The 25402-nt window shown below is 36.2% G+C and carries 18 protein-coding genes and 2 pseudogenes; 4 read left to right on the forward strand and 16 right to left on the reverse strand.

The genetic code is table 11. The features are described from left to right. Positions 1–33: 33 nt before the first annotated feature. Positions 34–267, forward strand: a complete 234-nt coding sequence (locus tag C237_RS0111395) for a hypothetical protein (RefSeq protein WP_018676589.1) — start codon at positions 34–36, stop codon at positions 265–267. On the opposite strand, the gene folP is transcribed toward C237_RS0111395, so the two are convergent. Both folP and C237_RS0111405 read right to left on the reverse strand, forming a co-directional pair. After that, complete coding sequence (folP, locus tag C237_RS0111400; protein WP_018676590.1) at positions 264–1100, reverse strand: dihydropteroate synthase; 837 nt, start codon at positions 1098–1100, stop codon at positions 264–266. The genes C237_RS0111395 and folP overlap by 4 nt on opposite strands. Continuing rightward, the gene (locus C237_RS0111405) at positions 1100–3769 is read right to left on the reverse strand and encodes a PD-(D/E)XK nuclease family protein (protein WP_018676591.1); all 2670 of its coding nucleotides are present in this window, start codon (positions 3767–3769) and stop codon (positions 1100–1102) included. Before C237_RS0111405 ends, folP begins: the two co-directional genes overlap by 1 nt. A 159-nt stretch (positions 3770–3928) precedes the next feature. On the opposite strand from C237_RS0111405, the gene dgt reads away from it, so the two are divergent. Then, positions 3929–5284, forward strand: a complete 1356-nt coding sequence (dgt, locus tag C237_RS0111410) for a dGTP triphosphohydrolase (protein WP_018676592.1) — start codon at positions 3929–3931, stop codon at positions 5282–5284. A 63-nt stretch (positions 5285–5347) separates the two neighbouring features. Here the strand turns inward: dgt and C237_RS0111415 are convergent, their stop codons facing one another. Next, complete coding sequence (locus C237_RS0111415) at positions 5348–6352, reverse strand: peptidylprolyl isomerase (RefSeq protein ID WP_245539725.1); 1005 nt, start codon at positions 6350–6352, stop codon at positions 5348–5350. Positions 6353–6561: 209 nt separating this feature from the next. Further along, positions 6562–7623: a branched-chain amino acid aminotransferase gene (locus C237_RS0111420; RefSeq protein ID WP_018676594.1), complete on the reverse strand. Its 1062-nt coding sequence runs from the start codon at positions 7621–7623 to the stop codon at positions 6562–6564. A gap of 83 nt (positions 7624–7706) precedes the next feature. Between C237_RS0111420 and mnmC2 the strand changes: the two genes are divergently transcribed. Then, positions 7707–8381 carry a tRNA (5-methylaminomethyl-2-thiouridine)(34)-methyltransferase MnmC2 gene (gene mnmC2, locus C237_RS0111425; protein ID WP_018676595.1) on the forward strand — a complete coding sequence of 225 codons (675 nt, stop codon included), beginning with the start codon at positions 7707–7709 and terminating at the stop codon, positions 8379–8381. Positions 8382–8469: 88 nt separating this feature from the next. Then, the gene (locus C237_RS0111430; RefSeq protein ID WP_018676596.1) at positions 8470–9891 is read left to right on the forward strand and encodes a CCA tRNA nucleotidyltransferase; all 1422 of its coding nucleotides are present in this window, start codon (positions 8470–8472) and stop codon (positions 9889–9891) included. Positions 9892–10513: 622 nt separating this feature from the next. Here the strand turns inward: C237_RS0111430 and C237_RS0111440 are convergent. From C237_RS0111440 to C237_RS0111490, 12 genes and pseudogenes are all read right to left on the reverse strand, one after another. Beyond that, positions 10514–11281 carry a TIGR02757 family protein gene (locus tag C237_RS0111440; protein WP_018676598.1) on the reverse strand — a complete coding sequence of 256 codons (768 nt, stop codon included), beginning with the start codon at positions 11279–11281 and terminating at the stop codon, positions 10514–10516. Next, positions 11281–12198: a ribonuclease Z gene (locus tag C237_RS0111445; RefSeq protein ID WP_026315664.1), complete on the reverse strand. Its 918-nt coding sequence runs from the start codon at positions 12196–12198 to the stop codon at positions 11281–11283. Before C237_RS0111445 ends, C237_RS0111440 begins: the two co-directional genes overlap by 1 nt. A gap of 37 nt (positions 12199–12235) precedes the next feature. Beyond that, positions 12236–12817, reverse strand: coding sequence for an RdgB/HAM1 family non-canonical purine NTP pyrophosphatase (rdgB, locus tag C237_RS0111450; protein ID WP_018676600.1), 582 nt, complete (start codon positions 12815–12817; stop codon positions 12236–12238). A 41-nt stretch (positions 12818–12858) separates the two neighbouring features. Beyond that, positions 12859–13731, reverse strand: a complete 873-nt coding sequence (locus C237_RS0111455) for a CPBP family intramembrane glutamic endopeptidase (protein WP_018676601.1) — start codon at positions 13729–13731, stop codon at positions 12859–12861. A 21-nt stretch (positions 13732–13752) separates the two neighbouring features. Further along, positions 13753–17238, reverse strand: coding sequence for a glycosyltransferase family 117 protein (locus tag C237_RS0111460; RefSeq protein WP_018676602.1), 3486 nt, complete (start codon positions 17236–17238; stop codon positions 13753–13755). A 37-nt stretch (positions 17239–17275) separates the two neighbouring features. Beyond that, complete coding sequence (locus C237_RS15060; RefSeq protein WP_342661997.1) at positions 17276–17473, reverse strand: lycopene cyclase domain-containing protein; 198 nt, start codon at positions 17471–17473, stop codon at positions 17276–17278. Next, the gene (locus C237_RS13730; RefSeq protein ID WP_245539726.1) at positions 17467–17988 is read right to left on the reverse strand and encodes a lycopene cyclase domain-containing protein; all 522 of its coding nucleotides are present in this window, start codon (positions 17986–17988) and stop codon (positions 17467–17469) included. The genes C237_RS15060 and C237_RS13730 overlap by 7 nt, the downstream gene beginning before the upstream one ends. A gap of 66 nt (positions 17989–18054) precedes the next feature. After that, positions 18055–18519, reverse strand: a complete 465-nt coding sequence (locus C237_RS0111470) for a sterol desaturase family protein (protein ID WP_018676604.1) — start codon at positions 18517–18519, stop codon at positions 18055–18057. A 41-nt stretch (positions 18520–18560) separates the two neighbouring features. Then, the gene (locus tag C237_RS14055; protein WP_156809756.1) at positions 18561–18983 is read right to left on the reverse strand and encodes a hypothetical protein; all 423 of its coding nucleotides are present in this window, start codon (positions 18981–18983) and stop codon (positions 18561–18563) included. A 183-nt stretch (positions 18984–19166) separates the two neighbouring features. Continuing rightward, positions 19167–20021, reverse strand: a pseudogene (locus tag C237_RS13735) (phytoene/squalene synthase family protein). 130 nt (positions 20022–20151) lie between these two features. After that, positions 20152–21537 (reverse strand): annotated as a pseudogene (locus tag C237_RS13740) (phytoene desaturase family protein); the annotation flags it as partial. Between the two features lie 227 nt (positions 21538–21764). Beyond that, complete coding sequence (locus tag C237_RS0111490) at positions 21765–25292, reverse strand: T9SS type B sorting domain-containing protein (RefSeq protein ID WP_018676609.1); 3528 nt, start codon at positions 25290–25292, stop codon at positions 21765–21767. Positions 25293–25402: the final 110 nt, after the last annotated feature.

Genomic DNA, 25402 nt, shown 5'->3' on the forward strand with positions numbered 1-25402 from the left:
TTCTACAATTTTCTAAGCATAAAATATAATCTAATGAAAACCATCACCATAAAAGCTAAAGATTTTTTTGAACTTTTAAAATTAAGAGATGCCTCTATGTGGGATATTTTCTCTCAAATGATAAACGGCGAAGAAAAACAATTGTTATTTATCGCAGAAAACGATACGCTTTTATTCGACTATATTCTACCTAAAACTTTAGAACAACTAAAAGAAGACCAAGCGACATTTGCCAAAGAATACGCCGAAAAATTATCCCAAAATTAATCTATCTGCTTTATCGTTTGCATCGCTTCTGCTACATCGTGTACCCTAAGTATGGCAGCGCCTTGTTTTAGCATTTTCAAATGAAGGGCTTGGGTTTCTGCATTAATATCATGTGGGGACTTTCCGAGAGGTTTATAGATAAAAGATTTTCTAGAAATACCAATCAACAAAGGATATTCGCCCAACCCAATATTGCCCACTTCATCTACCATTTGCATCTGGTTTTCTACGGTTTTCCCAAATCCAAAACCAGGGTCTAGGATAATGTCGTGGATACCCATTTTTTTTAACTTTAAAGCCATCTCAGAAAAGTATAAATTCAATGTGGTAACGATATCATCATACTTTATCTTTTCGTGCATGGTCTCGTAGGTCGCATTGCTGTGCATTAAGATATAAGGTAATTGGGTTTTGGCAACAGTAGTTAGTAATGCATCGTCAAAACTACCACCAGAAATATCATTAACGATATCAATCCCTTCATTATAACCGAATTTTACCACTTCCGAATAAAAAGTATCCAAAGAAATGAGTACTTCAGGAAAATGCGTTTTAATAGAAGAAATGACAGTTCCTATACGACGAATTTCCTCCTCAGCAGAAAGATACTCGGCATTGGGTCGGGTTGATTGTGCGCCAATATCAATAAATGTAGCCCCTTCGGATAGCATTTTTTCGGTTTGTTTTAAGGCTGCGGTTTCGGAATTAAAGCGTCCACCATCGGAAAAGGAATCTGGTGTCAGGTTTAGAATCCCCATGACTTTCGGTGTAGACAAATCTACCAAATTCCCGTTACAATTGATACTATGGTATTTTTTTGGTTTTAAATTCATTAGGCTGGTTCTATAAAATCGATTTCTGGATTCAGGATTTCTTTAATGATAGTTGCAACGGAAATCATAGCTTCTGATAGTTCACTATTAAGATTTAGCGACTGCACGCCTCTACTCACTTCGGCAAAGCTCCAAATGCCACATTCCATCATTTGGTTAGGGAAATAACCATTTCGGGACAAAGCATATTGATACATACACAGTTGCAAGGCTTGTTTATAATCCGAATTCATAAATAAAGTTTCTCTATTCTTATCGGTTATTTTTACTTGTAGTTTCTTAGTTTTAGCCGTTTTGTAATCTATAACTCTCAATACGCCATTCAAACGGTCTATTCTATCAATAAAACCTTTAAAATAAACCGTTTGTTCATCGTCTATTTTAAAAGGAACACCCTCAATTTTCTTTTCCAGTTCTACAATTTCTAAAGTATTTCCAGATTTCACCAAAACCAAATCTAAATTTAATACCTCTTCTATCACTTTTTTAGCCATAGCTTTATGAACGAAATTCATTCCTCGCTGGTAAAATTCAGGCTGATGTTTGAGTGTTTTGATAGCAAATTCTATACTCTCATCAATAGAAGCAATAGCCTTTTCTAAATCACTCACTAACAGTACTTTACCTTTTAATTGTTCATAGAGGTGTTGTAAGGCATAATGCACTAAGTTACCATAATTTCTTACCGAAAGTTCTTCTTCTATTGCATCCATTTCCTTTACCCCAAGTACAATTTTCATATAAAAATCTACGGGATTGTAGAGGTAAGTCATCAAATGCGATGCTGCCACGCCCTTAGTCCAATCTTGAAGTTTCTGAAGCACCTGCTCGGATTTTTTAAACTGCATAGGATTCTGCTCAATAGGCTCAGAAGGATTTTCGATAACAATTTGCTGAATATCGTGAGGGCTTTCAATCTTTAATTGCTCTATAAATCGGCTTTTTTCGCCTGTATTAACACCCGTTGATAATCCATTGTACAATAAATGCACCTGCTGACTATCTTGCAACAATCGGTAAAAGTGGTAAGCATAGATGCCATCGTTTTCTATAAAAGTATTGAGCCCAAACTGCGCCCTTACATCAAAAGGCAGATAGGTGTTTTGAGAATTCCCCAAAGGCAATTTACCTTCATTGGTCGACAATAAAATAATGGTGTCAAAATTAAGCAATCGGGTTTCCAAAAGTCCCATCACTTGAAGCCCTGCGAGCGGCTCCCCCTCGAAATCGATATTTTCTGAATTGAGCATTTGTTGGATAAGCACTTCTAAATTTTCTATTTTAATCTCGAAATCGTAAGGCGAAATTTGATTTTTTACAATTCTAAAATTCTTTTCAAAATAGGCTATCGTCTCGAATAAAATATCGTCTATCTCTCGGAATTTTAGTTGGTAGCAATAATCAATCAATAAGTTTAATAAATCCTTTGCCGACTGTGGTTGCAGTAGAGGAAAGTAAACCAATGTCCCCAGATAGTCTTTTAGCAACGCGGCTGATAAATACACCACATTATGCTCCGTGATGTGTTGCTTAAAGGTTTTAATGATTTCTTCTTCCTCCGCAGTTGCGGGTAAACTTTCTAAAATGGTGATAACATCTTTATAATAATATGAAGCTTTTGGTTTTTTAAATAATTGATTTTGAAGGTAAAACACCTGCTTCATCGCGATACTAAACGAAAGATTTTTAATGGGTAATCCCATTGTAATATTCAATTGTGGCACCGCAGATAGAGCGTCCAAAGTAGTAGGCAATAAGTTTTCATCAAGCAGTACTATGGCGGTTTTGGTATAATCTTCTGGTGTAAAGCCGTCCAGCAATTTCGTTAATAAATGCGTTTGGGTTACATTGCCAGACACCTCGTAGGTTTTAATTTGTTTTGGCTTAGAAAAATCATCTTCTATCCATTGGAAAGGGCGGTAATCATTAAATACCTCCCATTGCTTGTATTGCCTTAAAAACTGACCTGCCTCTTGCCTTCCGTCCTCCATATAGTAAGTATCGGATTGGAAAAAACACAGGGCTTTATCCATAGATAGAGCCGTTTTTACCAAGCGTTCTTCGATTGGCGTTAAGGCATTAAACCCACAGAATACCAGAGTCGCATCTGTATTTTGGATATAAGATTCCAAATGATGCTTTGCCTCTTGATGCAGCATCCCCGATGTAGCAAAGCCTTGTTGTTCTAATTCTTTTTTTAAAACAGGCAGAAAATCTTTCATTTTTCGCCAAAAATCTAAGTGACGGTTTCTCGCATTGTCCTCATCGCCAAGTTGTGCGCCCCAGTTTTTGATGCGTTCTTCATCAAACATATAGTCGAGAACGGCAGTATCATCATCGGTAAATTTTAAAATATCGTCCCAATCTTTCAACAAAGTAGGAAACCACTTTAAAAACTGACTAAAATCCTCCGCAGGAAAAAGCCTTTGATAGACTTGATAACTGAATAACCACAACACTACGCCTTTTAACTCTTGTTTTTGGGCGATAGATGTTATTAAATCTTCAATCGTGCTAAACTGCGGTAGAAAACCAGAATACTGCTTTTTATTTTTAAGGATATCTCTAATGAATACCACCGGTCTTTTCCCCGGTAGCACCACATGATAATGCGATAAATCCTTAGATTCTGCCAATAGAGCATCTATTATTTTATTGAGAAATTTCATGGGTTTATATCATAAAAATGCTTAGATCAAAGTATCTAAAAAATCTTTGACTTACAATGGTCAAAGATAGCGAAATTTCTTTCAGATGCCAATAAAAATCGGTGGCTAAAAAGGATTAAGCAAAAATATTTTCTTAATTTTGTGTCTTTTACAATCAGTATGGATATTAACCAATTATATACCAACCAGCGCACTGGAAGCGACCAACCTACGCAAGTCTCTAGAAATGATTATCAGCGAGATTTCGATAGAATTATCTTTTCATCAGCGTTTAGAAGATTACAAAATAAAACTCAGGTTTTTCCATTGCCTGGCAGTGTGTTTGTGCATAACCGCCTCACCCACTCTTTGGAAGTGTCTTCGGTAGGGCGGAGTTTGGGCAGCCTAGCAGGAAATTTTATCGTAGAGCAATTAGGTTCACAACTCAATGAGGACTCAAAATTATTCTATCAACACCAACTTAGCGAAGTGATTGCAGCCGCGTGTTTATGCCACGATATTGGCAACCCTGCTTTCGGACATTCTGGGGAAGATGCCATCGCCAGTTATTTTGAAAAAAATGAAACCGACCTAAAACCATTATTCTCGGATGAAGAATGGGCGGATATGATTCATTTTGAAGGTAATGCTAATGCGATAAGAGTGCTAACCCATCAACAAAATGGAAAAGATGCTGGTGCTACACAACTGACTTACACCACTTTGGCAAGTATTGCAAAATACCCTTGCGAAGCCATCGCGAAAGACAAAGACCAGATTTCTAAAAAAAAATTCGGGTTTTTCCAAAACGAAAAATCTACTTTTAAATCAATTGCAGAAGGTACCGCAATGAGATTGGACACCCAAGAACCTCTCAGTTATTATCGTCACCCTTTTGTTTGGCTGGTAGAAGCTGCTGATGATATTTGCTATAATATCATTGATATGGAAGACGCCCACCGATTGGGCATTGTCTCTACCGAAGATTGTAAAAATTTGTTCTACGATTTAATTCGTTCAGTAGATGGAAATACTAAACGCGTAGATGATAAATTGTTAGTGGTATCGGATAAAAACGAGCAAATCTCTTACCTTAGGGCTAAAGTCATTAATGCTTTGGTCAATAAATCTATTGCTCTCTTTCAAACTCATTTTGAGGACATTCTCAATGGAAAACTCAATAAAGCATTAATAAAAATTTACCAAGACGAGAATACATCCTTACAAGAAATAGAACAGTTTTCGATAGAAAAAATATACAATCATAAAGCCGTAGTAGAAATAGAAAATGCAGGCTATAATGTTATGTATGAATTGCTCGACCACCTAGTACCGCCTAGTATTTTGAACAAAGATAAAAGAAAAAAATACGATAAAAAGGCGTTGCAACTCATCCCTAACCAATTCCGATACGAGCAAGGCGGCGTCTATCAAAAAGTTTTGGGCATCCTTGATTTTGTAAGTGGCATGACGGATAACTACGCCACCGACCTTTACCGAAAAATAAAAGGAATTGATATCGGTATGACGATGTAATTGCATCAATGCAAAAGGCTGCCTAATTCTAGACAGCCTTTTTATTAACCTTAGCAAATAAGATTATTTTACTTTTACCAACTCTACATCAAAAATCAAAGTAGCATTTGGTGGAATTACGCCACCAGCACCTCTAGCACCATACGCTAAGTCCGATGGAATTAAAAGTGTGGCTTTTTCGCCCTCTTTCAATAGCATAATACCTTCATCCCAACCTTTGATTACTCTTCCCATTCCTACTGGAAATTCAATTGGTTCACCTCTTTTAAAAGAATTATCAAATTCTTGACCATTAACCAATCTACCAGCATAGTGTACTGCCACAGAATCGCCTGCTTTTGGAGCTTTACCATCTGTTTCGTGTGTTTTCTTATACATCAAACCACTAGCCGTAGTCGTCATCCCCTGCTTTAATTCTTCTAATTTTTTAGCAGCTTCGGCTTCTTTTTTAGCATCGTAAGCCTTATTTTGTTCTTGGATTTTACCTTTACCTTCGTTAAAGATTTTAGCAGCATCATAAGATTTATAAGCATCACCTTTAGTAAATACTTCTACTTTTTTGATGACCACATCTTCTTTAGGTTTATCCTGAGCACCTTTTTCTACATCAGCAATAGTATCTATCACTTCTAAGCCCTTAATTACTTTCCCAAATACGGTATGTCTACCGTCTAACCAAGGTGTTGCCACTTCGGTAATGAAAAACTGAGAACCATTGGTATTCGGTCCAGAGTTTGCCATAGATAAATAGCCTTTAGCTTCGTGCTTAAGGTCATTTCTTTCATCATCAAATTTATAACCTGGGTCCCCCATACCTGTACCAGTAGGATCTCCTCCTTGAATCATAAAATCTTTAATTACACGGTGGAAGATAATTCCATCATAATAAGGTTCGCCTTTTTTCTTGGCTTTATTTTCGATTTTCCCTTCTGCTAAACCAACAAAGTTGGCAACGGTAACAGGCGCTTCTTTATCAAAAAATTGGATAATCATATCGCCTTTTGAAGTTTCCATTTTTGCATAAACGCCATCTGGAAGAGCGTTATAAAATTCTTTGTCTAAATTCATTTTTTTATATATTGGATTACAATTCGTAAGTGAAATTAATGCCACAAAGGCAAAACACAAAATTAATATTTTTTTCATAGTCTATCAAGTTTTAAATTATCTATACTCTAAAGAATCAAAGTACAAACATACTAAAAAGTTTTTCCTAAATTAAAAGATTTCTAAAATATCTATCAAAAAAAACCGAGAATTAGTCTCGGTTTAATGCATTATAATGTATCAGCAAATCCTTTTTCTACTTTGTACCTCCAGCCAAATGGGTCTTCTAGTAAGTTAGTTTGGATACCTACCAATTGCTTTTTCAGCTGAAGTGCAAAACTTTCTTCATCGCTTAGTTTAGGTAACTCTAGCTTTTCATCTTTATAACCTAAAGCCTTGAATGGGCTTACGACCACCGCCGTTCCCACACCCCATACTTCTTTAAGTGTACCATTTTTATGGGCTTCTACTACATCAGAAACCTTCACATGCTCTACTTTTACTTCGATATTATTGGCTTTAGCCAATTGGATAAAACTATCTCTTGTTATACCATCTAAAATTTTTTCCGAAGTTGGAGGCGTATAAATGGTATCATTAATTCTTACAAACACATTCATCGTTCCACTTTCTTCAAAATATTCGTGGGTAGAGTCGTTCGTCCAAATAATTTGTTCGTAGCCTTCTTCATTGGCTAATTTGGTAGGATAGAATGATGCTGCATAGTTTCCTGCTGCCTTTGCCGAACCTACGCCACCGCTTGCCGCTCTAGAATAGTAATCTGCAATTTTTACAGCAATCGACTCCGCATAATAAGCTCTAGCTGGCGTTGCCACGATGGCAAACATATATTTATCTGCAATTCTTGCTTTTAAAGCCTCCTCAGTAGCAAATAACAATGGTCTTATATATAGCGATTCGCCCTCGCCGTAAGGTACCCAACCTCTATCTACATCAACTAATGCCTTTAATCCATCCATAAAAATAGATTCTGGAAGTTCTGGAATAGCCAAACGCTTAGCCGATTTGTTGATTCTTTTAAAATTCTTTTCAGGTCTAAACAGAAATACCTCCCCATCTTTATCTTTATACGCCTTCATCCCTTCGAAACACGCTTGTCCATAGTTTATGCCCATCATTGCTGGGGTAAAACCTAGAGGACCATAAGGCATCAATTTGGGTTCGCCCCACTGTCCATTTTCGTATTCACAGATGACCATATGGTCTATAAAGTCAAAGATACCTGGTTTAAAGGTACTCACACGAGGATGTTCTGATTTCTGAATTATCATTTTAAAAATTTTTAAGATTGTTTACAAAGATAACATAATTTTTGAAAATTACAATTTTTAATTTATTTTAGCCAAAAATTATTATGCAAAGAGAAATAAAAAATACCGCTGACGGATCTAAAACACTATATATAAAAGATTTAGAAGAGGGCTATCATTCCCACCATGGCGCCTTACAAGAAGCTCAACATGTATTTATTAAAAATGGAATTAATAATATAAAAAATTCAGAAATTAATATTTTAGAATTGGGTTTTGGAACTGGACTCAATGCACTCGTTACTTTGGAATACTTAAAAAATTCTGAACAAAAACTCCAAATCAATTATTTTTCTTTAGAGAAATATCCCGTTAAGATAAACGAAGTTGACAACTTAGCATTTCATCAACTATTTAACGATTCCGATTTTGAAGCATGGAACACCAAAATTCATGAGTGTACATGGGAAAGTCCTCAGTCCATCACTCCACAGTTTAACCTAACCAAATTCAATACCGATTTCTTTAACTTAACCCAAGTTGACTTACCTCCCATAGACTTAGTCTATTTCGATTGTTTCGGAGCACGGGTACAGCCCGAACTATGGGAACTGCCCCTTGCAGAAATGATTGCCCATAAGATGAAATCTGGAGGACTACTGACCACCTATTCCTCAAAAGGAAGTTTTCAGAGGGTGCTAAAATCGTTGAACTTTGAAGTGAAAAAAGTGGAAGGCCCAAAAGGAAAACGAGAAATGATAAACGCTTGGAAACATTAAAACTTTAATTTCAAAAGAAATACTACGGGATTCGTTCAGCATTTTAGTTATCGTTTTTTATCTTTGCAAATTATACTAAACTACGCTCATGGTCATCAACCTTAATCAAAATAAGAATTTAAAATTATTTAAAACTATATCTGAAGTCGCTGCCACACAACAGCAATCCGTCTATATTGTAGGTGGCTATGTGAGAGATTTGTTGATGAAACGCCAAGCACCTACCGACATTGATTTTGTCACCGAGCAAAGTGGCATCGATTTAGCTAAAGCAGTCGCCAAAGCCTTAGATCCTAAACTAAAGGTATCTGTATTTAAAACTTACGGCACTGCCATGATTAAATGGAAAGGACTAGAGCTAGAATTTGTAGGAGCTAGAAAGGAAAGCTATAGCGAAGACAGTCGCAATCCCGCAGTAGAACAAGGCAGTTTAGAAGACGATCAAAAACGAAGAGATTTTACCATTAATGCCATGGCAATTTCTCTTAATAAAGAAAATTTTGGAGCTTTGATAGACCCTTTTAATGGACAAAAAGATTTAGAAAACAAACTTCTAAAAACCCCACTAGAGCCTTTACAAACCTACTCTGACGACCCTCTAAGAATGATGCGTGCCATTCGTTTTGCTACAACGCTTCAATTCAATATTGATGAGCCTTCTCTACAAGCCATCACTCAAGAAGCCGAGCGTATGGATATCGTTTCTAAAGAGCGTATCATGGTAGAGTTTAACAAAATTATGAGTGCACCTAAGCCTTCTATTGGGCTCAGTTTATTAGAAAAAACAGGGTTAATGCATCGCATCCTTCCAGAACTTACCAACCTAAAAGGGATTGAAGAGATTGAAGGACAAACACACAAAGATAATTTCTACCATACTTTAGAGGTTGTAGATAATATTTCCGAAAATACAGATAATCTTTGGCTCAGATGGGCAGCCCTCCTCCACGATATTGGCAAAGCACCCACTAAAAAGTTTGTAGAAGGGACAGGATGGACATTCCATGGTCATGAATTTCTAGGAGCTAAGATGGCAAAGCCTTTATTCCAAAGGCTAAAGTTACCCTTAGGAAATGATTTAAAATATGTTCAGAAAATGGTGCGTTTATCTTCTAGACCTATTGCTTTGATCACCGATGATGCTTCCGATGCTGCTCTAAGACGCTTATTATTTGATGCAGGGGAAGATTTAGAAGATTTATTTACCCTTTGCAAAGCCGACATCACCACAAAAAATACCAAGCGCCAAAATCGCTACAAAAAGAATTTTGAATATGTGGCTCAAAAAATAAAAGAAGTAGAAGAGAAAGATCATATTCGCAACTTTCAGCCGCCTATTTCTGGGGAAGAAATTATGGCATTGTTTGGGATAAAGCCAGGTAGAGAAATCGGCATTCTAAAAGAAAAAGTAAAAGAAGCCATTCTAGAAGGCGATATTCCCAACGACCCTACCGCTGCGAAACAATTGGTAATTGAAGAAGCGAAAGCATTAGGGTTGAATGTGGTGTAAATTCTTAGTGATTATGTATTATTTATTAATAATTTTTTAAAATTTTACCATTCACCCAAAACATCGGTAATATAAAAATAAACATAGTCGTAATAGGAAAAATAAAATAATAAAAATAAGCCGCATAATATCCCATATCACCATAAGAAACAATACACTTCAGTAGAGCAATATTTATAATTATAAATGTTAAGGTTAATTTTGATAAAACTACAATAATGTGTTCTTTACCGTAACATCTATATACGATGAAAAATAAAAAAATAAAATTGAACTTATAGCTAGATTAAAGAGAAATATATAAAAATCCCCATAATAAATGTACATCCGTATATTAACCTCGTGTAATATCAACTTTCTAAAAATACGCCCAATAGGCGTAAATATCACATCACCAATCTCAAACCCTAATTGTATATAATAACTACTAAATATTTCAAAAACAATATGATATAAAACAATATAGAATAGTATATGTATTGTAAGCTTATTGAATTTCATATTCATCATTTCGGAGATTACAAATGTATTTGATTCCGTTTCAAATATACCCATAAAATCCTTAAACTAAAGCCAATAGACTATCGTTTCAGCAAAAAAGATAGGATTTATTATGGTTAGATTAACTCAAATCCCCACTTACACCCAATCCAAATAAGGCAAAATCATAGATAGCGGGGTCATTGGGATTCCAAAGTCTAATGGTTTGGTCTAACTCTTCTACAGTTTTCCAATCGTTTTGTTTCCGCTGAAGAATGCCTAATTTCCTTGCCATATTTCCCGTATGGACATCTAATGGAATAGATAAATAGCGTGGTTCAATATTTTCCCAAATTCCAAAGTCTACACCGCGTTGGTCCTGGCGTACCATCCATCTTAAAAACATCATCAGGCGTTTTGCCGCAGAGTTTTTATAGGGCGAACTCACATGTTTATGACTTCTATGTTTTTCTTTGCCAAGAAAAAAAGCTCTGAACCGCTCTATAGGATGGTAGAAATTGGTTTCATTATCCTGAAGCTGAAATAAGACTTCCATAGAGTCATGTTGTGTATAGAGCAGTTTCATCCTCTGCATAAAATATCTAAAATCTTCTGCACTAAAAGTTCGGTGTATCGCTTTATCACCAATAGAATTAAGATCGGATTCGGAATGATGCAGTACAAAATCATAAGGATTATTCCCCATGATATTAAGAATATTTTCGGCACTTTTAATAATGGATTTACGATTGCCCCACGCAATAGTTGCGGCTAGAAATCCAGCAACTTCAATATCTTGTTTTAAGGAAAACCGATGTGGAATTTGTACAGGATCATCTACAATAAAATCGGGATGATTGTATTGGTCGGCTTTTTCGTCTAAAAATTCTTTGAGTTCTTGAGAGGTCATCACTTAATCTCAACTGGTTCTAATGCCTTTGGCAAATAAGTTTCTGGGAAAATAGAACGGGCTTCGTCGGTAAAAACTGTTAAATCTGCATAGCGGTTAGAAAAATGACCTAAAATCAGTTTTTTAACCTGTGCCTTTTGTGCAATAGTAGCAGCTTCCAACGCCGTGGTATGTCCTGTATAGTCTGCCATTTCTTTTAATTCATGAAGAAAAGTGGCTTCATGATATAGTAAATTAACACCTTTTATAATCGGAATCACCGTTTCCAAATAGCGGGTATCGCTACAAAAAGCATAAGACACGGGAGGCTCTGGTGGTAGAGTCAACACTTCATTTTTAAGGATAAATCCATCAGAAAGTTCAAAATCTCTTCCTTGTTTTAGAAAATGATAATCGCACACTTCAATTTCAGGGTACTTGCGAATTTCTTCCATATTAAGGTGTCTATCTTTAGGCTTTTCCCTAAAAAGATAACCGTTACAATAAATTCTATGGTCTAGCGGAATAGTAAAGACCTCTACCCTAGCATCTTCGTAAACCTTAATCGATTCAGAGCTGTCTAGTTCGTGATATATCACTTCAAAACCTCTATGCGTTTCAGTAATGTCAAAAATTGTTTCTAGCATTTTTTTAATGCCTTTCGGTCCGTAGATATGCAACGGGGTTTCTCTACCCAACAACCTAAAAGACGCTACCAAACCAGGTAAACCAAAACAATGGTCGCCATGAAGATGAGAAATAAAAATATGGTTAATTTTAGAAAATTTGGCTTTAGCTTTTCTCAATTGCACCTGAGTTCCCTCGCCACAATCAATTAGGAAATAGCGTTCTTGCATTTCCAAAAGTTGCGAAGTGGGTGAGGAATTAACCGTTGGTATCGCCGAATTAAAACCGAGTATCGTTAGGGTTGCACTCAAAATTTGAATTTTTAGGTCTTACAAAGTTCGTTAAAAATTATGGATTACTCAAAGTTTTCAGCAATTTATCCAATGCATTCCTGCGATGGCTAATGGCATTTTTATCTTCTGGACGCATTTCCGCAAAAGTTTGGGTGTAGCCATTTGGTAAAAATATAGGGTCGTAGCCAAAGCCTTTAGTTCCTTTAATTTCATTAATAATTTCGCCCTCTACTCTACCTTCAAAATATTGAGGTTCGCCCTCGCCATCTACTAGGCACATCACGGTAATAAAGTAAGCCTTTCGGTTATCTTTACCTTGCATTTCCTCCATGACTTTAGCAATATTAGCTTCAAAATCATGATTCCCCGCATATCTCGCAGAATAGATTCCAGGTCTACCATCTAAGGCATCCACCACCAAACCACTATCATCACCAATACTCGGAATGCCAGTCTTTTCAAAACAATAGGCTGCTTTTATATGGGCATTTTCTCTAAAGGTAGCACCGTTTTCTACAATCTCATCAAAAATTTGATAATCGGTAAGACTTTTAACCGTATAAGAATCGCCTAGCATCTGCTGAATTTCTTCTTTTTTATGCTCGTTATGAGTTGCGATAAGTAATTCTTTTTTCATGATTAATATGGTTTTAGTTTTAATATGAGAGAGGGTTGATATTAGATTTTTCCTTTTAGATGATGAACTTTGCGATGCATAAATAAATAATAGAATACCCCAAACAACACCGCTCCAATGAAAAATATAATCCAAGAGTTCCACCCTAGGGCTTCTATAAAAGAATCTTTACCTACATAAAATAACATTAAACACGCCACCAAATTGTTGAGCGCATGTAATATCATTGTGAGTAGAATAGATTTGGTTTTATAATACGCCAATCCAAGCACTAGACCAAGCATCACCGCACCTAAAAATTGCCATGGATTACCATGGACTATTCCAAAAACAACAGACGAAAGAACAATAGCGGTTTTCGGCGCTATACCATTATTAAGCAAACCTTTTAAAATGATCCCTCTAAAAATTAATTCTTCAAATATGGGAGCAAAAATAACAACGGTAATCAACATTCCAACTTTATCGTATGCCATACTTTTAAAAACGCCATTGAACGCTTGATACCATTCCCCCAAAACACCACTGTCCGTAGGAATCCAAGAGGTAACGACTTCTGCCATAAATCCCATTCCAAACATCATTGGAATTGTTAATAGATAATCGGTGGTGGGTAATAATTTAAACGGAATATGGAGCGGCTGACCAATTTTTGGACGAACAATACCAAAATCAAATGCTAAAATTGGTAATCCCATACTCAGAACAAAAGAAACCATCGTATAGCCCATGGAATACTGTACTTCATCTTTAAGCACAAAGAGATGGAATACCGCATAACTCGCCATTAGCAAATTGGCTACAATAAACGCCGCGACGAGTACCACCACACATTTAAAATCTAACTTTATTGAATCTTGCATAATATCCTCATTAAAATAAACAAATGCCAATCCAATAATATAGACTGGCATTTGAAAAATTCATCCTATCATTTATTCCGTTGCTTTGATTACAGCATCGGTAATTTGGTTCATTTTTTCTGCCGCATAAGTGGTATCATACGGTTTCATCACCTCAAATAAATATTGATAAAATGGTGTTACCTTCTGAACATTACCTGATTCTTGGTAGGCTTTTTCTTTACCCATCGCTTTTAAATCTGCCACCAAAGCATTGAATCTTTTATCAATAGGTTTAATAGAATTGACTAAATATTGATAGCCTTTATCTGGCTGACCAATTTTCTTATACGCATCCGATACCGACGCTACCACCATAGAATACAACATCGGTTGAGTTGCCATTTGGCGTTTTACAAACTGCTGGTCTTGTGGCGATAATGATAGGTAGTAATCATACTCTTGGAAAATATCTTTTTTCAATTGTTCTGCCATTGCCAAGCCTTTTTGTTCTTGACCAGAAACGATATAACCATAGATGATAGCAGTAAGCGAACGCGGGTCGTTATATTTAGACACGGGAATTTCTTGGCTCGCTAAATCTAAAAGCTCTACCGCTTTTTTCTTTTCGCCTTTTTCAACCAAAGCTTCTGCCGCTCTACTTGCCGAGCTTCTATAACTATAAATATTAGACGTACAAGTTTCATCAAAATGAACCCCTAAATCTTTAAAGTTACCCCAACGGAAATTCTTTACAATGTTATATAAATCATCGGCATCTACTCTACCCATTTCGCCATCTTCGGATTCAGGCGTTTTAATTGGAACCAGTCTGTAACTAAAGCCATCATACTGTAAATAATCTTTTAGATAGAAGACATTAGCATCATCATAAATCCCCCCTACCGAGAAATTTATTGGGCGTTTCCAATCGAAATTGGCTAGAATATCCATCATCATTAAATCATTTTTAAACAATGTAGATTTTTTATAGTCTATTACAATTTGTTGCTCTGCTAAAGCCGCCTCTTTTGCTTTGATAATCCCAGATTTTACCGCATTATTTACATTAACGGGTAATACGAATTTGCTTACAGGTAAAAAGTTATATTTCTCATATTTCTCTTCGCCATAAAGCATTTTTAAAATCACATTTTTGTCCTCAGATTTCATTTTTAGAAAGTCTACCGCCTCTTTTAGCGTCATACTATCTTGAGTTTCGTATTTTCTAAATCCTTGTAGAAAATCGTCTGGAGCGCCACTGTTTTTAAGGTTTTCAAAAATCTGTTGCCATTCTTCTTTAGATAAAGTATGCACTTGCTCATTCATCCCAGTACGATAATACTCATGGCTCAGTTGAGATGGCACTGGACTACTGTTATAAGTCTTACGCTTCACTTGGTCAATATTCCAACTCGTAGCTAAAAGGGTAAAATTCACCACTTTTACATCGTCCCTAAAACGCTCAGTTTCTTGGATTGCCCAAAGCGGATAAGTGTCATTATCGCCATACACGAAAAGAATATCATTCTTTGGTAAGGATTTAAGGGTAGAATATGCATAATCATAAGCGGTATAGCGGTCGCTTCTATCATGTGGCGTATAATTTTGGAAGCCCATCAATGCTGGAATCCCTAATAATAAAGTCCCAACACCCAAAACTGCTGACTTCTTTTTAGTTTCTCTTTGGACTAAATGCAAAATAGCCGCTGCACCTAAGCCTACCCAAATCGCGAAGGCATAGAAAGAGCCTACCATAGCGTAATCTCGTTCTCTTGGCTCAAATGGTTTTACCCCAGTGTAAAAAATAATCCCAATACTAGTCAATATAAATAATGATAATACCGCATAGAATCGTCCAAAATCTTTGGTTAGTTGGAAGTAAAGCCCTATTAAACCTAATATTAATGGCAGAAAGAAGAAATAGACCGTAGACTCGTTATGGAATTTCTCTGGCATATCGTTTTGGTTACCATAAAGGAAATTATCCACCAATGGAATCCCCGAAATCCAGTTTCCATTAGTATTTTCCATATGACCTTCTAAGTCATTCTGGCGACCAACAAAGTTCCACATGAGATATCTTACAAAATAATAACCATTTTGGAAAGTAATAAAGTAATCTAAACTCTGTCCTAGAGTCGGTTTTTTCACATTAATCAGATGGTATTGCTTTGCTTGAAGATAATCATCCAACTTAATAGTACCATCGTCATATTTTTTTCTAAGTTCCTCATAAACTCTTTCAGCTTCAGGATTATTGGCAATATCATCATCACCATAATTAAATTCAAAATCTGGTGCTCCATACATCGAAATATAGTTTGCCATCACCGCTCTATCCTGAACAAACATTCTTGGTAAAAAACCAACATGGGTAGGATTGAACACATAGTCAAACCTTTCGTCCACAGCGATATATCGTCCTGTTTTTTCGTCTTTTTCGTAGACATCACCTTTTTTTACCGTTTTAAGGCTACCATCCTCACTTTTCAATAATCCATTCCAATCCAAATATGCGGTATAATTTTGACCATATAAGGTAGGCCAGTCGCCATATTGCTCACGATTGTAATAATCTAGCATACCGATAGCATTATCTGGGTTGTTCAGGTTCATAGGTGGATTGGCATTGGCACGGATAGGAATCATCATCCAACAAGAAAAGCCTATAAGCATAAATACCACAGACAATACTGCCGTTTGTAATAAGGGTTGCCCTTTCTTTTGAGCCAATCTAATAGCGAGAAAGGCTAAAGCAATCAACACCACAAATGCAAAAATAGTCCCCGAATGGAACGGCATTCCTAAGACATTAACAAAGAAAATTTCCGACTTCCCAAACATCGTCATCACAAAAGGAAAAATCCCTTTAAATACAATCGCCAAAATCACTAAAGTGATTAAATTGGCTATCGCAAAACTTTTCCAAGTAAAAGTATATTTTCTAGCATAATAGACAAGACAAACCATAGGAATCGCCAGCATACACATCATATGCACGCCCACAGAAAGCCCCGTAACAAAGAAAATTAAAATAATCCAACGGTAGTTATCTGAACGGCTGTACTCGTTTTCCCATTTTGTAATCAGCCATACAATTAAAGCAATAAATAGCGATGCCATAGAATACACCTCACCTTCTACCGCCGAAAACCAAAAAGTATCTGAAAAGGTAAATACCAATGCCCCTACCGCACCAGAAAATAAAACCACCAAACTTTCTTGCCAAGTGATATTATCAAAATTTTTATGAAGCAATCGCCTTACCAAGTGGGTAATCGTCCAAAATAAAAATAAAATGGTAAAGGCACTAAACAATGCTGACATGGCATTAATCACGATAGAATACCACGCTTCATTGCCAAATGCGAATATCGCAAATACCGCACCGACTAACTGAAATAAGGCAGCCCCTGGAGCATGGGTCACTTCTAATTTAATCGCAGAGGAAATATATTCCCCACAATCCCAAAAGCTAAAATTAGGTTCTATAGTGCTGATATAAGTGATAAGTGCGACAACAAATACCGCCCATCCTACAATGGTATTCCATTGTTTAAAATGCCAATGTTTCATAATGATAAAAACTTTGTGCGAAAATAACGCTTTTAGTTTAGTTGAACAAACGGAATTCATTTAGCGATTTAACCTTCAACCACTCAAACACCAACAAACTACCATACAACATCGAAAAGCAATAAAAGGCATCTTCTACGGGAATGGTTCCCATACGAATACCCAAATTTTCGGTATTATCATAAAAGACAATCGGTTCATCGGTAAAACTACCCGTTAGCCAAGAATTTACGATAAAAACGGGATAAAAATCACGATAAAAGACAAGGCATAGCGTCTAAAATACGGCCATTGTTTGATGCTTTGAAACAATAACAATACGGCAAAAAACCCAAAACTACAAAGTGTATAAATTTTATCCGTATTCAATAACGCTACACTTGCCGAAATCACAAACAACAACCACGACAACACCTTCGCCGATGGTTTCGACAATGTAGGTTTCGGAAAAAAATACAGCAAAGCATAATGAATAAAATTACTCGCATACGGAATCAACAAGAAAAACAGCCACTCTTCCAATGGCAATTTAAACCATTCAACCCTAATCAAATAGCGAGGATTGAAGCCCCAAACGCCTTGATAAGCAAAATAAATATCCCATAAAATAAAAAACAAGCCCACGCCCATTATAGCGGTAAAATACGGCTTCCAATATTGAATAAAATGCAATCGTCGCCTTTCAAAACTATAAAGAAACGGCACCGAAAAACTCAATACATCCAACAACAAATATAAATAACGCTCCATTTTTTTACTTTTTTGAACACCGATGACTCTGTTCCGCAGCATCTCGCTTTATCTGTGTTCTACCAACTACCTCCTATTCCAAAACTCTTTAAAATACTTCATCGGCACGAACAGCATTCCAAAACACTCCCCATGCTCTTTCCCCAGATGCTTATGGTGCATTTTATGCGCTTTTCGTAGGGCTTTCAAATACCAATTATTCGTTTTATCAAACCACTTGAATCGGCGATGAATCAACACATCATGTACCAAAAAATACGCAATTCCGTAGAGCAAAATCCCAAGACCGATAAAAAACAACCAATTGATACCGTCAACCGTTCCAAAATAAAACAGCAAAATACTCGGAATCGCAAACACCACAAAGAAAAAATCATTTTTCTCAAACACATGCGGATACCCCGGTTGATGATGATCTTCATGAAAATACCAACCAAAACCATGCATCACATACTTATGCGTGAGCCAAGTCACTCCCTCCATCGCTACAAAAACGACCAGCGTCAAAACAATATATACAACAATTTCCATACGATTATTTATTTAAAAATTTTACTATAATCCCCTTTAATTCAGCATCTTTCACTGCATCTACCCTTTTTTTTCAAAAATACTCGATCGGCATTAATATCAGAACTATACCCTAAAATCGAGGGCATTTCTTCCTGTGATTTCAACCGCAACACACGCAATTCCAAATCATTCGGCGCCGCCTCAATCGCCGCCTTCAATAAGTTACGACCTTTTTTAAAATACTGCAACTTTTTAATCGGATTAAACACATGATTCGCCATAAAAAAATACCCCACCGCCTCGTAACCTCTATAAGTTTCCACCTTCGATTTTTCAAAACCCTTTTTTGCCGTTGCAATCAAACGCAACGCCACTTTTTCCGATTCTTTTGCTTCCAACAACGAACCACGCAACTCTCTCAAATTCTGAGCATTGACCATGCATCCTAACATTAAAAATATTCCAACCAACCAATTTTTCATCACACTTATTATTTATTATTTGGGCATGCTGCCTTCCCAATTTCCAACGCTTTAGCACCGCCGTCGGGCTTTCGGCTCTATCTTTTTTTGGGCTTTCGACCGCGTCTCAGCCCCTCAAAAAAGGATGCCACCTCTATCCCTCACGCGTCGCACCGCACAACCTACAGTTCAATTTACACTCAATTACAAAAATAGCGTCATCAACTGCCTTTTTACAAATACACGAAGAAAAATCAACGATTTTTGAAAATCATTCACACGGATACGCGCTTGTAAAATATGTTCGGGTTGGGTGTTTTTTATTTTCTTGAACAATTTGTAGTAATATTTATATGCCAAATAAACCGCAAATCGGGAAGTCAATGCCAATTGTTTGATACCTTGCAATGCGACACGGAAATCCTCTTCTATATCGGCTTCAATTTTTTGTTTGTCGGTAGAGGTAAATTGAGAAAAATCCACATTCGGGAAATAAATTCGATTCAATCCCTCAAAATCCGCCTGAATATCCCTGAGGAAATTCACTTTTTGCAAAGCCGCACCAAATCGCTGAGCAGAGGCTTTCAATTGCTCAAATTGTTGGGCATCACCTTTTATAAAAACATACAAACACATCAAGTCTACTACCTCAGCCGAACCGTAAATATAGGTTTCGTATTCCTCGTGGGTAAGATTCTGCATAGGGTGTAAATCCATTTCCATCGAGTGCAAAAAAGCCTCTACCAAATGGTCGGGAATACCGTATTTTTGTTTTGTCTAACAAAACGCGTGAATTACTGGATTGATAGACAATCCACACGCTTTCGCTTCTTCATATTCTTGGGTAAAACGCGTCAGCATCTCTGCTTTGGGATAGTCGTGAAAAGTATCTACAATTTCATCTGCCAAACGCACAAATCCGTAGATGTTATAAATGTTTTGCCGAATTTCAGGCTCTAAAAACAATATCGACCGCAAAAAAGACGAACTGTATTTCTTCGTCATACGCCGACAAATATCTGCCGAAATATCGTGGTATAATTGCATATTGTTGTTCATAGTGTTTTTTGTTGTTTAGTTTTCTTCAATTTTATATCTTTTCTGTCGAGACCCTGAAATAAAATTAGGGTGACACTTCTCAAACTTACCCGTACTGTTATGCTGAACTTGATTTAGCATCTTTTAATTTCTATTTCCCTAATTTCTTCTCAATATACTCCGCTACAATCTTTCCCGAAATCAAAGCGGGTGGCACTCCGGGTCCGGGTACGGTTAGTTGCCCTGTATAGAATAGATTTTTGATTTTTTTATTATCAATTCTCGGGCGTAACACACTCGTTTGAAGTAGCGTATTTGCCAATCCGTAAGCGTTTCCTCTACACGAATGATAGCGATTTTTAAAATCTTTCACTCCGAATGATTTTTTATACACGATATGTTCTGACAAATCTTGTCCCGTACATTTTTGGATCCGTTTTAGAATCAACTCCAAATAATGCTGGTGCGTTTTTTCATCATCTTCCAAATCTACTGCCACAGGGACCAAGAAAAATAGCGTATGTTTCCCTTTGGGTGCCAAACTTCGGTCGGTTTTCGATGGAAAATTCACATAAAACAAAGGGTCTTTCGGAAATACAAAATCGTCATAAATCTCTTTGGCGTGATGTTGAAAATCTGTATCGAAAAACAAATTGTGATGTTCCAAATTCTTAGGCTCGGTATCCAAACCAATATAATAGAGCAAAGACGAAGGAGCAAAAGTTTTCTTCTGCCAATAGGCTTTGGAATAGTTCTGTTCCTCCGAAGATAAAAGCGTTTCGGTATGTGCATAATCCGCTCCACTGACCACCAAATCTGCCGAAATCTTTTCGCCATTGACTTTCACTCCGATGGTTCTTCCGTTTTCAGTAATGATTTTCTCTACCTCAGCATCCGTCTGATATTCCACGCCCAACTCTTTGCCCAAACTTACCATCGCCTGCACTATGCTATTCATTCCATTTTTTGGGTACCAAGTTCCCAAACCGAAATCTGCCCAATTCATAAAGTTGTAAAAAGCGGGGGTTTTCTCAGGTTTTGCTCCTAAAAATAACACGGGAAACTCCAAAATACTTCTCAAATTCGGATTTTCGGTAATTTTCGATACTTGAGAAGTGATATTTTTGACAAACAAAGGCAATCGTACCACCGCCTCCCAAGTCATCAATTCCGTGAGTGAACGCCCAGGTTGATAGACCAAATCTTGCATTGCGATTTGATAGTTTTTCTTCGCTTCATCGAGGAATTTTTGCAATTTTTGACCGCTTTTGGGGTCAATTTGTTCAAATTTCTGTACAATTTGCTCTGTTTCTGCCGAAATATCCACAAAATCATTCGCACCAAAATATACACGATAGGCAGGGTCTAATTTTTTCAATGAATAATAATCGGAAGTAGTTTTTCCAAAATCATTGAAAAATCGTTCAAAAATATCGGGCATCCAATACCAACTCGGCCCCATATCGAATCGGAATCCGTTTTCTTCCAAAACCGAAGCCCGACCACCTAATTGTCCATTTTTTTCCAATACCAAGACTTCTCGCCCTTGCTAACGCAAATAACACACCGCCGCCAAAGACGAAAATCCCGAACCGATGATAAGGGTTTGTTTCAAAATAAAATCGTTTTTAATTTAGTACAAATATAGATAAATCACAATGATTTAATAAAATATTTTACTATTAAATCCTTAATTTAGAAGCATCCTAATTTAAATAAAAAAGTGTAGATTATAAAACCTACACTTTAGTTTAATCAACCATTTTAGTAATTCTTCAACAATATCCAGCCTTGCCTACTTTGTCTTCGGTTAGTCGCTGGGTCTAGCCACTGGACTACATACCAATAAGTTGCCGATGGCAATGGTCTTCCTTTCACTTTACCATCCCAAGTTAAAGGCTGTCCCGACTGTGCCTCAAATACGGTTTTACCATAGCGATCGGTGATCACAAGATTAACCTCAGACATTTGGTCTAGGTAATCGACTTGCCAAACATCATTTTTACCATCACCATTTGGAGTTATGACATTATTAAACTTTAGGAAATAAACCATTTTAGGCTCGCCTAGACATCCCGTAGAAGATTTTACTTGAATCTGATACACACTTTCCTTAGGGTTCATTAAAATCGGGCTACTTTGCTCCACGCCATTGTATAAATAAGTATATGGAGGAACACCTCCCGAAGCGGCAACTTCAATTTTATTATCACTCGTTTCAATTGCAATAATTTTGGGTTGGTGTTCGTTAGAAACCATAACTATTTCGGTCACTTTACAGCCGTTAGGGCTTGTTGCCACTATTGTATAATTGCCCCATTGAATATCTTCGTAGTTATACATCAGTTTGGCATTGGTAACTTTTGAACCATTGGGCAATTGCCATTCTACAGATTGATAATCTGAGGCATTATCCACTTCTAAGTTCAAAATTTCGCCATAGCAAGGGTTTAAGTTTCCTATAATTTGGGCTGGTATAGAAGTATTTACCTTAATCTTAAAACTAAAATCCGTTGGACAAAGGTTTGGATTTATTGCTATTCCATAAATAGTTTCTTCAGCCGATTGATTAGTATAGTTGGATGGATTTTTAATTTCTACCGTATGGGCAGCATCTTGATAAAAAGTAAGGTTTGCATTGGTATCCGAAGTGATTTGCGATTTCCAATCATTTAAATTAAAAGTGGTTAACCCATCAAAATCGGTATCGCATTTTACAAAATCATCAATTTTATTATTTACTGGCGTGGGTGCATTTTGTTTAAATACTACCTGCTGTAAATCGGATAGACAACCCGAAGTTTTATCTTTAATATAAAACTTAACCGCATAAGGTAAAGCAAACCACGATAAATCCGAAGTCAGAGGATTCATATTTTCATCGAAAAATTCGTAATTCGCTGGATTACTGACTGCCTTAGTTTTAAAATTATCTAATGCATAAGTTGTTCCTGAACAGACTAAAATTTCTGAAGCCGTGGCTCTAGGTTTTGGATTTGATACAAGATTATAATTAATGGTATCTTTACATTCATCATTTCCAGTTATGTTAAAGTATAGTTCTGCATACGGCGTTCCATTCACAGAAACATCATAGTTTTCATATTCTGGCTGAGATAATTGCTGCCCATTCTGATCAAAATATTTGATAACAAAACTACCATCCCAATTTTTAGGGTTTTGGATGAATTTATTGATATCTGTAATGGTTAAATTGTAAACTGAACTACCACAAGAAGTCGTTTTATCTTCTATTAGATTGTCATAAGTTTTAGGTTTACTATAAACCACCAATTTTAAAGTGGCTTTGGTCGCAGCTTCGCAACCCGTAGCTGTATTCTCTATTTTAATGGTAATAGTGCCACCACCTCTATATTTTAAATTTGTGATTTCAGCACCATTTTCATCATAAAAAGTAGCTTTTATGTCTGAATTATACTCTAATTCCTGTTTTGTTTTTTCAAGGTTGAAATATTCTACCATACTCGAACAATGCGCTGGAAAAGGCGTGATAGGCATTACTTTTACCTCATCATAAAAATCAAATTTTAAATTGATAACAGAAATACAAGAAAAATCAGGATGTGAGATTTTAACCTTAATATTTTGGTTCGTCTTAGGGTTTATTGAGTTTAAATTTTGATAAGTTACCCCACCATCTAAAGAATATTCAAACTGGTAACCTTTGCCATTAAAATGAGTCGTTTCAAAATTCTTTAAATCATAATCTATGGTTTCAAAACATAGTTTTTCTGTATAGGTTTTATTATTTTCTGGAAACGCTAAATAACTTATACTAAAACTGGCTTCTGCATTACAAGAAGGTACAATACCAGACTTGGTTTCAACCTTTATTTCAAAGTTTTCAGTTTTGCCAGAAGTCAGTTCAAAAGCATTAACCTCTGTACCGTTATGGTAAAACTTCACATCATAATCAGCCCCCAAAGGATAACCTGCAATTTGATTAATTGTTACCGTTTTTTTACCCGAATAGTTATTATCACAAAGTTTAAAATTTTTATCTTTAAAGGTAATTGCAGGAATAATCGAATTAATATTCACTTCAACTTCATCCGAGACTGCCTCACAATTTTGATAAGTCGATTTTATTTTAACAATATATTTTCCATTCCCCACTTGGATGGATGGTCCAGTTCCGATGGATTGAGTGTCCCCTACTTTATACCATTCATAAGTAAAATCGGATTGATAATTGTCCACTTCTAGCACCGCAGGGTTTCCACAAGTACCATATTGAGGTGACTTGATAATAGGTTTATATTGGTCTAGCTTCTTAAAAGTATGTTCAAAGTCCTGAGGTTGCCCAACCTGATTCCCTAGATCATCTTTAAAAATAACTTGGGCTTTTAAAACCTCTTCGTTATTGGTCGGTTGATAATTAGAATATTCAGTTCCTGAAGATTTTAACACACCATCTACATACCACTTCACTTCTGGTGTTAAGGATTGATTAGGTGTAAATGCATAAGCCTCCGACCCTTGACTTGCCCAATCTTCATTATTAAAAACCGGTTGCTCTACTCTATATTTGGTAGCATCTTGATTCTGAACACCTAAAATCGCATTTTGTCCTTTTACTTTAATCACTTTAACGATAAAAGTATTATCCTCTAAAATAAGAATTTGAGCAGAGAATTTCCTTTGATAATTGGATTGTAGCTCTATAATTTCGGTGAACGAAATAATAATGCCGTTCTTACCTTGATAAGTCGTTTTACCATATTGTACTCTATCGTAATCACCTGTATTATAATACCCTAAATCTGTAAACCCAGCAAAAATTTGAGCAAAATTAAAGGTTTTACTTGGGTCGTTATTATCTACTTGGTTATAAATAATACGGGGTAACTTTTTATTAGGATTAGCGTAGCCACTATAAACCTTATCTACATATTGGTCTTGGTATAGATTTTCAAAATCTTGTCCTTCCCCAAAAATAAGTCTTCCATTAGAGCCTACCACCACTTTGGTATAGTCTTTATCATAAAAACTAAAAGTAAAGCCTAAATCTATCGGTCGGCTAAAATGGTTGTTTGCCACTTTATTTACGAAAGGGACTAATTGATAGCCATTCGCAATATTAAAATTATTAATTTTCTTGACTTCATAATCCCCCGTGCTTTGGGCTTGAGCATCTAATTTTAAATTGAATTTTTCGCCATTACAATAATAGACTGTAGAAGGCAAATTGGTATTAGTATCAATATTTATAACTTGACCGCTTGCCACAGAAACGATACTCATATAGAGTAAAATAAACCACTTTTTCATCTTACAAAATTGCAAAAAATTATTGATTATCGTCTGTTTTAAGAAAATAAATTTGTTAAAATTAGGTTTTTTAAAAAATTACTTTATTTTTGTTTCTTAATCTATACTGT

Source organism: Riemerella columbina DSM 16469 (assembly GCF_000374405.1).
Classification (GTDB): domain Bacteria; phylum Bacteroidota; class Bacteroidia; order Flavobacteriales; family Weeksellaceae; genus Riemerella; species Riemerella columbina.